The following is a 13,219-nucleotide window of genomic DNA, read 5'->3' on the forward strand; positions in this document are numbered from 1 at the left end:
TTTGTTCTTTTCTATACAAGGGAGGTTTTTGAATGGAAAAAGTTTGTGTGTTAGGGGCAGGCTCATGGGGTTCAGCGCTTGCGATGGTGCTTGCAGAAAATGGGCATGATACACTTCTATGGACTCATCGAACGGATCAAGCTGAAGAAATTAACAACTTGCATACTAATAGGAAGTATTTACCTGAAACGGTACTACCGACAAATTTGTATGCGACAAGCGATATTGCTAAGGCAGTTGCTCATTCTGAGACAATTGTCGTAGCAGTGCCTACTAAGGCTATTCGAGAAGTATGTGAAAAAATGATAGCAACACTCGATAAAAAAGTACTGTTTGTTCATGTATCGAAAGGAATAGAACCAGATACGTTAAAACGAATTTCAGAAATTTTAGTAGAAAGTTTACCATCTGAATTTGTGGAAGAAGTTGTTGTACTTTCAGGTCCAAGTCATGCGGAGGAAGTAGTCTTACACCACCCGACAACTGTTACAGCAGCTTGTGCAAACATTGAAGCTGCAGAAAAAGTGCAGGATTTATTTATGAACCAATTTTTCCGTGTCTACACAAACAAAGATGTGATAGGCGTAGAAATAGGCGGCGCATTAAAAAACGTAATCGCATTAGCTGCGGGTATTTCAGACGGCTTAAATTATGGTGATAATGCCAAAGCTGCGCTTATTACTCGAGGGTTGGCTGAAATTTCACGTTTGGGTGTTAAAATGGGGGGAAATCCATTTACATTCTCAGGACTTACAGGCATGGGGGACTTAATTGTTACATGTACAAGTGTTCACTCTCGTAATTGGCGCGCGGGTAATTTACTGGGACAAGGAATGAAACTGCCAGAGGTACTCGAACAAATGGGCATGGTTGTTGAAGGGGTACGCACAACAAAAGCTGCCTATCAATTAGCAGAGAAACATGACGTTGCTATGCCAATAACAACTGAGCTTTATAGTGTTCTATTTAGTGATATAGAACCGAAAGTAGCAGTTGATGCATTAATGATGCGTATGAAAAAACGAGAAATCGATGACATGATGTATTGATAATATAAATTTGTAGAGTAAAATAGGTAATCATTATACCTGATCTATAAAATTTGTCATAAAATGGACATAAATAAGGTGTCTCAGAATATAGCTGAGACGCCTTATTGTGTGTTTTTAGTTAAATAAACAATATAAATTACAAAGGTTGTCCATAACTTCTTTCAGCAGAAGTCTCCTATCTCTATAGATGTTGTGATGAAGCGGTTTTAAGCTACTTTTTCAGCGGGTGTCCAAACACCTGCCGAAAGAAGTTAAAGCCTCCGGCGGATGTCACGGAATCGGAAAGGAGTAAGCACAAAGCCGATTCCGGACGCAATTATGCCGAGGCATAATTGATTGATAGTTATTGGACAACTATTTCTTTTTAGCGAAAGCACATAGTATAATAGACTTTGATTGTTTCGTGACGTTAAAGAAAGGTGGTTGTCTTGAATGGGTCCGTTAGCACATTTGCCATCGCTTGATGTAATGTGGGTATCATTTTATTGTATCGGCTTTATGATTATATCTGTTGGTTTAATTTATTTAGCTCGTAATAAGGTTTCGAACGTTTTTTTACGTACAATCGTAAATTTAATTGCATACATACTATTTGGGCTAGGCACATTTTTAATGGTACTAATTGTAGCCACATGGCCAGCATAAAAATGATGAGGTGGAAGTGACATGAAAAAACTAAGTGCTTTTCTTTTGGTAATTGTAACCGCTGTACTTCTAGTAGGTTGTGCTTATCCAGAAGACGAAAAAAGGGCGAAATTAGTGCCTGATGCTGACCAATTAGCTGCGGTTCAGCGTGCGGTTGATGAATACCGTGAAGCAACTGGTGGACTAGTTCCAATTAAAAATAGCGAGCTAGATACAGATATATATATAAAATATTTAATTGATTTTGAAAAACTAATGCCTAAATATATTGCACAAATACCGGGGAACGCTTATGAAAAGGGTGGGATTTTCCAGTATATTATTTGGGATCCTGAGAATGAAGCTAAAGTAAAATTGGTAGATTTAAATGCAGCAGAACGAATTCGAGAAATTAATATTCGTAAACTTTCTACCCAATATTTACCGATAAAGGATGCAACTTCAGATAATGTATATCAAATTAACTTTGAAGAATTGGGCTATAAAAAAGATGTAACTGTGAAAAGCCCCTATTCTGGTACCGAATTACCAATATTTATGACAGGCGATGGCGAAATGCATGTGGACTATTCAATCGATTTAGGTCAACTACTAAAGGAAGACAAGCCTAATGTGAAGCCAGGAGATGATATTCGTCAGCTACTTGTTGATAAATATCCAGTAGTACCAGCTTATTCTATACCATATACAGTAGATGAAAAAGGTGAGCCAATTTATTTTATGGACGCCTATAATAGTGATGCAAAAAAAGCTAGAGAAAAAGCTAGAGAAAAAGCAATTCAAGAATCTGAATCCAAAACTAAAAAAGATTAGACAATAAGCTCCTTACATTTGTGAGGGGCTTTTCATATTTATCTATCCGCACGCATATAGTGAAAAAGCGTAGATAAAGGAGGCAGAAACCTTGAGTGAAGCAGTATTTAGAGAAATTGCAGAGCGCACAAATGGCGATGTTTATATTGGTGTTGTCGGTCCAGTACGTGTAGGTAAATCAACATTTGTAAAAAAGGTTATGGAATCGGTCGTGTTACCAAATATTGTGGATGATACAGAAAGAATGCGTGCACAAGACGAGTTGCCACAAAGCTCGCCGGGGCCAGTCATTATGACTGCTGAGCCGAAGTTTGTGCCTGCCCAAGCAACACGTATTGCCGTCGGTGATGATGAAATGACGTTCCAAATCCGTTTAGCAGATTGTGTTGGTTATATCATTGAAGGTACAAAAGGCTATGAGGATGAAAATGGGCCGAAATATGTGCATACACCTTGGCATACAGAGCCTATCCCTTTCCAAGAAGCGGCGAAAATAGGCACAGATAAAGTTATTCGTGACCATGCCAATATTGGAATTGTTGTAACAACAGATGGCACGGTAAATGGCATAAGTCGTCGTGCGGCAGAGAAGGCTGAAGAGGAAATTGTAGAGCAATTAATGGATATTGGAAAACCTTTTGTTATTGTATTAAATTGCCAAATGCCAGCGCGAGAGGAAACGGTACAGCTTCGAAATGAGTTGTTTGAGCGCTATAATGTTCCAGTAATTGCTACTTCAATTGATCAAATGCGTGCATCTGATATTCAGTATATTTTGCAAGAAGCATTATTTGAATTTCCAATTCGAACAATTGAGGTGGAAAAACCAGATTGGTTAGATGTTTTAGATGCAACACACCCATTGAATGTTGCATTAATTGATTCGATGGAAGAAGTGTTGTCATCTGTTATGAAAATTAGAGATGTACAGCAGGCGTCAGATGCCTTTAAAGCCATTGATTTTATTGACCAGAGTGAAGTGGTGCATGTGGATGCTGGTGTTGGGACAGCAGTCATTCGAGTGTCATTACAAGGTGAGCTCTATAAGTCGGTTTGCAATGAATGGCTAGATGAGCCGATTGAGACGAAGCGAGATTGGCTACTCTTTATTAAAGAGGCAGCAGAAGCAAAAGAGGCACAAAAACGCTTTAAAACTGCTATTAGTCAAGCAGATTCGACTGGCTATGGTGTAACATTGCCGATGATGCAAGAATTTGAGCCAACGGCACCAGAGCTTATAAAACAAAATAATTTTTATGGTGTGCGTATGAAGGCAAAAGCGCCGTCGTATCATATTATTCGTGTAGATATGGAATCAGAATTTGCGCCACTGATTGGCTCTGAATTCCATAGTCAACAATTGCTTAAGGATTTAAATCATGCTTATTTACATGATCGTGACGCTTTATGGAATACACAACTTTTTGGAACTCCGCTACATGAAGTGTTAAAAGAAGGAATACGCTATAAAATGGATGCTGTTCCATCTACGGCCAAAAAACGGATGCGACAAACAATTGAACGTATGGTGAATGAAGGTGATAGAGGATTAGTAACATTTATTTTGTAGTGAAAAAATGAAAAATAAAGCGCAAAAAATTATCACAGGGCTATTCGTTCTTATGCGAAAAGTCCTGTTATTTTTGTTTTTTGGGTGAAAAACGTATTTTTTGGTTATAATCATGAATGAATACAGTTGCGTAGCGGTTTTCTATGTGTTAATCTTTTTACAGAATTGGTTCATGACCCTTTGAGAGGAGGTGAATGGTGTGAATAAAACAGAATTAGTAAACTCTGTTGCTGAAGCTGCAGGTCTTTCTAAAAAAGACGCTTCTAAAGCAGTTGAAGCTGTATTTGATACAATTCAAGATGCTCTTGCAAAGGGTGACAAAGTACAATTAATTGGTTTTGGTAACTTTGAAGTACGTGAACGTGCGGCTCGTAAAGGTCGTAACCCACAAACTGGTAAAGAAATCGAAATCGCTGCTAGCAAGGTACCTGCTTTCAAACCAGGTAAAGCGCTTAAAGATGCTGTAAAATAATACACGTCTAGTAGTTACATAGGGCAGTCTTCATGTAAATGAACATGGAGGCTGCTCTTTTTAACTTATTACAGCGAATTCGGACGCAATTATGCCGAGGTATGATTGAATATCACTACGAAAAGTAGTGCACATAGCTAATTAAGATATTGGTACATAGAAAGATGTAATAAACATAAGCAATGTAGATAGCATATCAATTGAGAACCATCACTAAAAGTTGGTTCCTAGGAGAGCGCCCAGTCGGAACGGAATTCAAGCATACGTTATAGCAATGAGCCACAATTTATAAAATATGCTCCTAATTAGAGAGCGTTAAGTGGCTATATTGCTCATATAGCGTAAAATTTCTTTTGAATCAAGTAAGTCGTTTTGCGCTTACCATTTGGATATGCTACGATGCATAAGGAAATGTGTAATGTATTGATACGCAGGAGGGTTTTTACGGATGTCGAATGTTGATTTATTGAAAATAGAAGAAGCGGTAAAAATGATTTTAGAGGCGGTAGGAGAAGATGTAGATCGTGAAGGTTTACTCGATACCCCGAAACGTGTAGCAAAAATGTATGCGGAAATGTTTAGTGGCTTACATGAAGACGCAAAAGATTATTTTAAAACAGTGTTTCATGAAGACCATGAGGAATTAGTGCTTGTAAAGGATATTCCGTTTTATTCGATGTGTGAGCACCATTTAGTTCCTTTTTATGGGAAAGCTCATGTCGCATACATACCAAACGATGGCATTGTTGCTGGACTAAGCAAATTAGGACGTGCAGTAGAAACCATTGCTCGTCGTCCACAATTACAAGAACGCATTACTTCTTCAGTGGCAGAGACAATTATGGAAATGCTCTCTCCGAAAGGTGTTTATGTAGTGATAGAGGCGGAGCATATGTGCATGACTATGCGAGGGCTTAAGAAGCCAGGATCTAAAACTGTGACATCGGTTGCACGTGGTATTTACGAAGAAGATGAAGTAAAACGCAGAGAAGTTTTATCATTTATTCAAATGTCTTAAATTGCATGTTTAATTATGTTATGATGGACTAAGAATTTGTCGGATTTAAGGAGTGTACAGACAATGGCGCAAGATTATATTGTTATTCAAGCAGAGGAAGATGGCGTACATGTAATCGGTTTAACACGAGGTACAGATACAAAGTTCCATCATTCTGAAAAATTAGATGCAGGCGAAGTTATGATTGCTCAATTTACCGAACATACATCAGCCATGAAAATTCGTGGGAAAGCACAGATTCATACAGCTCATGGTGTTATAAATAGCGAAGCTAAAAAGTAATCAGAATATGGTTTCGTGTCGATGCAAATTAGTGAGGGCACATATAAATCGACTAGATGTGTAAAACTTAGTTTATGATTTTAAAGGCAGTTGGATTTCTTCCGTTTTTTAGCGGGGAAACTCTTCTGCCTATCATGTTGAATAAAGCAAAAATTTTTTATTCTGAATCGTCGCGTATGCTATAATGACTCAGTAAGCAAGCGTTAGGTCATGAAGTGTCTAACGTATTCGAAAGTGAAATGGAGTAAGGTCTATGAATGCAACATACATTCAAAATTCAATTGCACAATTAAAAACAGAGATTTTCATGGATGTTCGTCATAGAACTTTGCAAAAATACACAGGATTGCCTGTGCTCGATGAAAATCAATTATTTTACTTGTTAGTTCCTTTTTTTAATGGGGCAGAGTGGCAACAAGAGGAAAGAGAAGCTACAATCACTGTTGGAATTGTGCACGCAGCCTTAGCGGCGCACGATCATATTAAAGAATTAGATGCCACATCAAAAGAGCAGCAGCTAACTGTTTTAGCTGGAGACTTTTATAGTGGCCGTTATTATGAGATTTTAGCGATGTCGGGGAATGTCGCATTGATTAGAAATTTGTCACAAGGAATTGCTGCACGTTGTGAACACCAAATTAAAGTATATGAGGCAGAAAAACGATCAATCGAACAATGGTTTGCATCAATAGCTACCATTGAATCAGGATTAATCTCAAAGTTTTTTGAGCTTTATTCATTTAGTGATTATATTCCAATTATGGAGAAGAGCTTATTAATCTTACGTTTAGAAAGAGAATTGGCGACATATCAACGTGGACAAGTATCTTTAATGAGTAGGGTTCTTGAAGAAAGTGCGAGGTATGCAGGAGCAATCTATGGCAACGTCATACAGGACAAAATTGTGCAATTAAAAACAGAGCTGTTACAGGTGATAGAAGATGCATCGTTTTTACAAAGTGATGTAAAACAAGCTCTACAAGCACGTGTAGAGGCATCCATTGCTTCTACTAATGGATAAGAGAGGTTTTTCAAAATGGCTAAAACGAAAGAAGAGCACGTGCACGAAGTATTTGAAAGTATTTCGGAAAACTATGACAAAATGAATGGTGTTATTAGTTTCCAAATGCATGTAGGTTGGCGCAATGATACGATGAAGCACATGGCAGTAAAACCAGGAGCGAAGGCACTGGATGTTTGCTGTGGCACGGCAGATTGGACAATTGCATTAGCCGAGGCAGTTGGTGAAGGCGGAGAAGTAAAAGGGGTAGACTTCAGTAAAAACATGCTGAAGGTCGGTGAGGAAAAGGTAAAGCCATACCCACAAATTGAACTAATACATGGAAATGCTATGGAGTTACCGTTCCCAGACAATACTTTTGATTATGTAACAATTGGTTTTGGGCTTCGCAATGTACCAGATTATTTACAAGTTTTAAAGGAAATGAATCGTGTTGTAAAACCAGGGGGAACGGTTGTTTGTTTAGAAACATCTCAATCTGAAATTCCAGGCTATCGACAACTATTCCGTTTTTATTTTAAATATATAATGCCGGTATTTGGTAAAATATTTGCGAAAAGCTATAAAGAATATTCTTGGCTACAGGAATCAGCAAATGATTTCCCAGGTATGAAGAAGTTAGCGGCATTGTTTGAGCAGGCAGGTTTAGAAAAAGTAACGTATAAAGCATACAGTGGCGGTGCTGCGGCAATGCATATGGGCTTTAAAAAAGTACGTTAATGGGGGAAGGTTTTCACACGTGGAAAAGATGAAGTTAAAACTACTCTATTCCGATTTGAAATCAGATATCGATATCATTGAAAAAGAATTAGAAAAAGCAATAAACTCTTCTTCTTGTTTGATCAATGATGCTTCTCTCCATTTATTGCAAGCTGGTGGCAAACGGATACGACCAATTTTTGTGTTGCTTGGCGCGAAATTTGGCGAATATGATATCGAAAAGATGAAGGATGTAGCCGTGCCAGTAGAGCTTATTCATATGGCATCACTTGTGCATGATGATGTAATTGATGATTCCAATATGCGAAGAGGACGCCCGACTGTCAAATCACAATGGAATAATAGAGTTGCAATGTACACGGGCGATTTTATTTTTGCACGTGCACTTGAATATATTACAAAGCTTGAAGACCCATTAGTTCATCAAATTTTAGCACGTACAATGGTGGAAATTTGTAACGGTGAAGTCATTCAAATTGAAGATAAATTTAGATTAGATCAAGGATTAAAGGATTATTTTAGACGAATCAAACGGAAAACGGCATTACTGATTTCTTCTAGTTGTGAACTTGGTGCAGTGGCAGCAGGTGTCGATCCCAAAACGGTGAGACATTTGAAACGATTTGGCTATTTTGTGGGCATGAGCTTCCAAATTATCGATGATGTTTTAGATATTATGGCAACAGATAAAGAATTAGGGAAGCCAGCAGGTAGTGATTTACTGCAAGGCAATATCACATTACCGATTCTAATGTTAAAAGATGATCCCGAAATGCAACCTTATTTGGCAAAAGTATTTGCAGGCACATTGACGGAAACAGAACGTCAAAATATGCTGCAGTATGTGCGTAAATCCGACGCGATTGAGCAAGCTAATAAAATGAGTGATAAATATTTGAAAAAAGCATTACAGGAAATAGATGCATTACCAAAACATCCCGTTAAGAAAAAACTTCGTGATGTCGCTTTGTTTATGGGTAAGCGTAAATTCTAGCTTTTTGTTGTACAAAGGCTCATTTTTTGTTAATATTTATCGGTAGGTGTAAAACCTGTTATACGAATTTAAGGAGTGTTTTAAACATGGCAATCGAAAAAACTTTTTTAATGGTTAAGCCTGATGGCGTAGAACGTCAAGTAGTAGGAGATATCGTAGATCGTTTTGAACGTCGCGGTTTTGTATTGAAAGGTGCTAAATTAATGGTAATTCCTACAGAATTAGCAGAAAAGCACTATGCAGAACATGCTGAGCGTCCATTCTTTGGTGAATTAGTTGATTTCATCACTTCTGGTCCTGTATTCGCTATGGTATGGGAAGGCGAAAACGTAATTAAGCTTGCTCGTACAATGATGGGAGCAACTAAACCTGAAGAATCTAACCCAGGTACAATCCGTGGTGACTATGCAACAACTGTTTCTCACAACATCATTCACGGTTCTGATTCACTTGCTTCTGCTGAGCGTGAAATCGGCTTATTCTTCGGTGAAGATTTAGTTTAATTATTTGTGAATAGATTAAGCAATCTCAATTCAATTTGAGATTGCTTTTTTTATGCTCTGAAAATGGCTTTATTAAAGCGACAGATAGAAGCCTAAAACAAAGACTGGAACCTATTAAAACAGTGGATAGAATCTTCTAGATACATATAGAATTGTTAAATACTTCTTAGTCATGTAAAATAAAAGATATAATATTCTGATAATTTTAATTTTTGAATAGTTTATTATCAAGAATATATTTCATAACATCTAAATACATTGGATGATAGGAAATGTGAGAATTGACAGTGCAAAGGGGATTTTTAAATGAGAGAAGTGGTGATTGTATCAGCTGTTCGTACAGCAGTTGGTAGAAGTAAAGGTGCATTAAGCAATGTTCGAGCAGATGATTTAGCAGCAGATGTGCTGCAAGAAGTGGTGCAACGGGCAGGCATCAACAAGGATCAGGTGGAGGATGTTATTTTTGGCTGTGTGACTCAAACTGCCGAACAAGGAGCAAATATAGCCCGTACTGCTTTATTAATGGCAGGCTTTCCAGAAAGTGTCCCAGGTGTGACAATCGATCGTCAATGTGGCTCGAGTCAGCAGGCTGTCCATTTCGCCGCACAGGCTATTTTAGCAGGCGATATGGACATTGTTATTGCTGGTGGGGTTGAAAGCATGACGAGAGTGTCAATGGGGTCTAACATGAAGGGTGCTCACGCAGGTAAACGACTACAAGACAACTATACAATTATTCATCAAGGGTTATCAGCCGAGAAAATAGCGGGAAAATGGAACTTATCAAAAGAACAGCTAAATAGCTATGCTTACAATAGTCATAGACGAGCATTAGCTGCAATTGAGGCAGGCCATTTTAAAAAGGAAATACTGCCTGTCCAAGTTACACAAGAAGACGGCGCGCTTACAACGTTTTCTGTTGACGAGGGACCTCGGGCAGAAACGACAGTTGATAAATTAAATGGACTAAAAACCGTTTTCCAGGAAGATGGTGTAATAACAGCTGGCAACGCAAGTCAAATGAGTGATGGTGCCTCAGCTGTAGTGATTATGTCTTTAGAAAAGGCACAAGAGCTTGGCATCCAACCGCTTGCTAAAATTGTTACAAGAGTTGTCGTTGGTTCAGATCCGACGTTAATGTTAACTGGTCCAATTGAGGCAACTAGACAAGCACTAAAACGTTCAGGTCTGACGATAGAAGAAATTGATACGTACGAAGTGAATGAAGCTTTCGCGCCTGTGCCACTTGTTTGGTTGCAGGAAATTGGAGCAGATCCAAATAAATTAAATCCAGATGGAGGGGCAATTGCTTTAGGGCATCCATTGGGAGCGACTGGTACAAAGCTGTTAACAACGATGCTATACAGAATGGAACGGGAAAATTTACGTTTTGGCTTACTTGCAATTTGCGAAGGCATGGGAATGGCGAATGCCACTATTATAGAAAAAATGTAAAAGGGGTTGTGTTTGATGAATAATGTAATAGCAGTTGTAACAGGGGGAGCATCTGGTTTAGGAGAGGCGACTGTTCGCAAAATTGTAGCGGAGGGTGGCAAAGCAGTAATTTTTGATCTTAATGACGAGCGAGGACATGCACTTGTAGAGGAGTTAGGAGAGAATGTCCAATATGCACGTGTGGATGTCACAAAGGACGCTGATGTAGCGGCAGGGCTTGAGCAAGCAGTAGCAGGATTTGGGTCTATTAATGTCACAGTGAATTGTGCTGGAATTGCTGATGCAAGTAAAGTACTTTCTAAGCGAGGTGTACATGCGCTCGATTTATTTGAAAAGGTGATTTCGGTAAATTTAATCGGTACTTTCAATGTTATTCGCCTAGCAGCTGAGAAGATGCAACATAATGACCCAAACGAGGATGGTCAGCGTGGTGTTATTATTAATACTGCATCTGTGGCAGCATTTGATGGGCAAATAGGACAAGCTGCATATAGCGCATCAAAGGGAGGTGTGGCAGCGATGACGTTACCGATTGCCAGGGAGCTTGCTGAAATTGGTGTGCGTGTTATGACTATTGCTCCAGGTTTAGTAGAAACACCAATGTTTGCATCGTTACCAGAGCCAGCAAGAACAGCGCTTGCTCAAATGACTCCATTCCCTAAACGACTTGGAAAGCCATCAGAATACGCGCTATTAGTTGAAAGTATCATCAAAAATGGTTTATTAAATGGTGAAGTAATTCGCTTGGACGGCGCGATTCGTATGCAGCCGAAGTAGGAATAACTTAAACGTGCTTGACTCCTGCAAAATAAGCTAGACAGATAAAGCCTCCTTATGTCGAGGCATAATTAATCTCGTTTGTAATTATTGGTAGTAGCATTCAGCCTTGGACGATTCAAAAATTTATGAACAAAGGGGAGCGTTTTTATGCATATGATGGATACACCTTTATTATTAACAAGCTTTTTGGATCGAGCAGAACGATTTTTTTATGCGAAAAAAATATATTCGCGGACAAGTCCTACAACAATTCACGAGTTTACTTATAAAGAATATGTAAAACGAACTCGAAAGCTAGCAGATGCCCTTACTAAGCTGGGAATGGAGCGAGGTATGAAGGTAGGTACCTTTGCTTGGAATCACCATCGCCATTTAGAAGCTTATTTTGCAGTACCATGTGCGGGTGCTGTCTTGCATATGATTAATATTCGATTAGCACCTGAACATATTGCTTATGTTATTAATCATGCAGAAGCTGAAATATTACTAATTGATGATAACTTAGTTCAGCTTATTGCACCGATTGTCTCACAGCTTAAAACAGTTAAGCATTTTATCGTAATGGGAGATGCTGTCGAGCTAGAAAACATCCCATTACCGAATGCTCTTTCTTATGAGGCATTACTCGAAGAGGCGAATGATAATTTTAGATTTCCAGATGATTTAGATGAAAATACACCTGCTGGCATGTGTTACACAAGTGCAACTACAGGAATGCCAAAGGGTGTAGTATATACTCATCGTAGTATTGTTCTCCATACTATGGCAGCAGGAATCTCCGATAGTATTGCGATTGGCGAGGCTGATGTTTTACTACCTGTAGTTCCGATGTTCCATGCGAATGCATGGGGATTTCCGTTTGCTGGTGTATTATTTGGCGCTACACAGGTGCTTCCTGGGCCAATGTTTACACCGCAGCTACTACTTGATTTATTTGAAAAATATAAGGTAACGTTGACTGCAGGAGTACCAACAATTTGGCTCGGGGTATTACAGGAGCAACGTAAAAATCCTCGTGATTTGTCTTCGATAAGATTGATTGTATGTGGTGGTTCAGCATCGCCGCTCGGTCTAACTCGTGGCTTTGAAGAGGAGCTTAAAATTCCTTACATGACTGGCTACGGTATGACCGAGACATCACCACTTGTTAGCATATCGACGTATTTAACACATATGCAAGATTATACGATGGATGAAAAAATGGATGTTCGTATTACGCAAGGAATAACAGTGCCGCTTATTGAAACGCGCGTAGTCAATGAAAACGGTGAAGTACCTTGGGATGGCCAAACAATGGGCGAATTGACAATTAGGGGCCCGTGGATTGCTGCCGAGTATTATAACGATGAACGAACAACGGAAGCTTTTAAAGATGGCTGGCTCTACACTGGTGATATTGCTGTAGTGACAGGAGATGGTTATATTAAAATTTCAGATCGCACAAAAGATTTAATAAAAAGTGGTGGAGAATGGATTTCCTCAGTAGATCTTGAAAATGCTTTAATGTCACATCCTAAAGTGTTTGAGGCTGCTGTTATAGCTATTCCCCACGAAAAATGGCTTGAACGACCGCTAGCGTGTGTTGTACCAAAGCCTGAATTTAAGGATTCTATTACGAAATCAGAGTTACTAGAAGATTTACGATCGCAATTCCATAAAACATGGATTCCTGATGATGTTGTATTTTTAAATGAAATACCGAAAACCTCTGTAGGAAAATTCATGAAAGTAAAATTATGAGAAGAATTAAAGAATTATCGAGTAGAGGTTTAGTAGACTAAAAACTGTTGAAGGTGGTGACTAACTACCTTCATTTTTTACGTAAAAATTTAGGGGATTAGGTTTATCCCCATAACGAGGGTTCCGACTGGGAGCTATGCCGCTGACGCTTCGC

14 protein-coding genes are annotated in these 13,219 nt (G+C 38.8%); all 14 read left to right on the forward strand.

The genetic code is table 11. The features are described from left to right. Positions 1–32 precede the first annotated feature (32 nt). Positions 33–1,049, forward strand: coding sequence for an NAD(P)H-dependent glycerol-3-phosphate dehydrogenase (locus tag ACFVT8_RS13205; protein WP_387080813.1), 1,017 nt, complete (start codon positions 33–35; stop codon positions 1,047–1,049). Between the two features lie 435 nt (positions 1,050–1,484). Further along, positions 1,485–1,697, forward strand: coding sequence for a DUF2768 domain-containing protein (locus ACFVT8_RS13210; protein WP_387080816.1), 213 nt, complete (start codon positions 1,485–1,487; stop codon positions 1,695–1,697). Between the two features lie 21 nt (positions 1,698–1,718). Further along, positions 1,719–2,510, forward strand: coding sequence for a hypothetical protein (locus tag ACFVT8_RS13215; RefSeq protein ID WP_387080819.1), 792 nt, complete (start codon positions 1,719–1,721; stop codon positions 2,508–2,510). A 91-nt stretch (positions 2,511–2,601) separates the two neighbouring features. Next, positions 2,602–4,080, forward strand: a complete 1,479-nt coding sequence (gene spoIVA, locus ACFVT8_RS13220) for a stage IV sporulation protein A (RefSeq protein ID WP_387080821.1) — start codon at positions 2,602–2,604, stop codon at positions 4,078–4,080. Positions 4,081–4,279: 199 nt separating this feature from the next. After that, positions 4,280–4,552, forward strand: coding sequence for an HU family DNA-binding protein (locus ACFVT8_RS13225; protein ID WP_004232618.1), 273 nt, complete (start codon positions 4,280–4,282; stop codon positions 4,550–4,552). 448 nt (positions 4,553–5,000) lie between these two features. Then, positions 5,001–5,570 carry a GTP cyclohydrolase I FolE gene (gene folE, locus ACFVT8_RS13230; RefSeq protein ID WP_387080824.1) on the forward strand — a complete coding sequence of 190 codons (570 nt, stop codon included), beginning with the start codon at positions 5,001–5,003 and terminating at the stop codon, positions 5,568–5,570. Positions 5,571–5,633: 63 nt separating this feature from the next. After that, positions 5,634–5,852, forward strand: a complete 219-nt coding sequence (gene mtrB, locus ACFVT8_RS13235) for a trp RNA-binding attenuation protein MtrB (RefSeq protein WP_049666799.1) — start codon at positions 5,634–5,636, stop codon at positions 5,850–5,852. Between the two features lie 253 nt (positions 5,853–6,105). Next, on the forward strand, positions 6,106–6,873 hold the full coding sequence (locus ACFVT8_RS13240; RefSeq protein ID WP_387080827.1) for a heptaprenyl diphosphate synthase component 1: 768 nt from the start codon (positions 6,106–6,108) through the stop codon (positions 6,871–6,873). A 15-nt stretch (positions 6,874–6,888) separates the two neighbouring features. Next, the gene (locus tag ACFVT8_RS13245; protein WP_387080829.1) at positions 6,889–7,593 is read left to right on the forward strand and encodes a demethylmenaquinone methyltransferase; all 705 of its coding nucleotides are present in this window, start codon (positions 6,889–6,891) and stop codon (positions 7,591–7,593) included. Positions 7,594–7,612: 19 nt separating this feature from the next. Next, positions 7,613–8,587 (forward strand): heptaprenyl diphosphate synthase component II, encoded by a 975-nt coding sequence (gene hepT / locus ACFVT8_RS13250; RefSeq protein WP_387080832.1) that lies wholly within the window; start codon positions 7,613–7,615, stop codon positions 8,585–8,587. Between the two features lie 86 nt (positions 8,588–8,673). Next, complete coding sequence (gene ndk / locus ACFVT8_RS13255) at positions 8,674–9,090, forward strand: nucleoside-diphosphate kinase (protein ID WP_132359254.1); 417 nt, start codon at positions 8,674–8,676, stop codon at positions 9,088–9,090. Between the two features lie 306 nt (positions 9,091–9,396). Next, a complete protein-coding gene (locus ACFVT8_RS13260) occupies positions 9,397–10,545 on the forward strand; it encodes a thiolase family protein (protein WP_387080835.1) in 1,149 nt (382 codons plus the stop codon). Between the two features lie 15 nt (positions 10,546–10,560). Beyond that, positions 10,561–11,322, forward strand: coding sequence for a 3-hydroxyacyl-CoA dehydrogenase (locus ACFVT8_RS13265; RefSeq protein WP_387080837.1), 762 nt, complete (start codon positions 10,561–10,563; stop codon positions 11,320–11,322). A gap of 150 nt (positions 11,323–11,472) precedes the next feature. Next, positions 11,473–13,065: a long-chain fatty acid--CoA ligase gene (locus ACFVT8_RS13270; protein ID WP_387080839.1), complete on the forward strand. Its 1,593-nt coding sequence runs from the start codon at positions 11,473–11,475 to the stop codon at positions 13,063–13,065. The last annotated feature ends 154 nt before the right edge of the window (positions 13,066–13,219 follow it).

This window comes from Lysinibacillus sp. NPDC058147 (assembly GCF_042884205.1).
GTDB lineage: Bacteria > Bacillota > Bacilli > Bacillales_A > Planococcaceae > Lysinibacillus.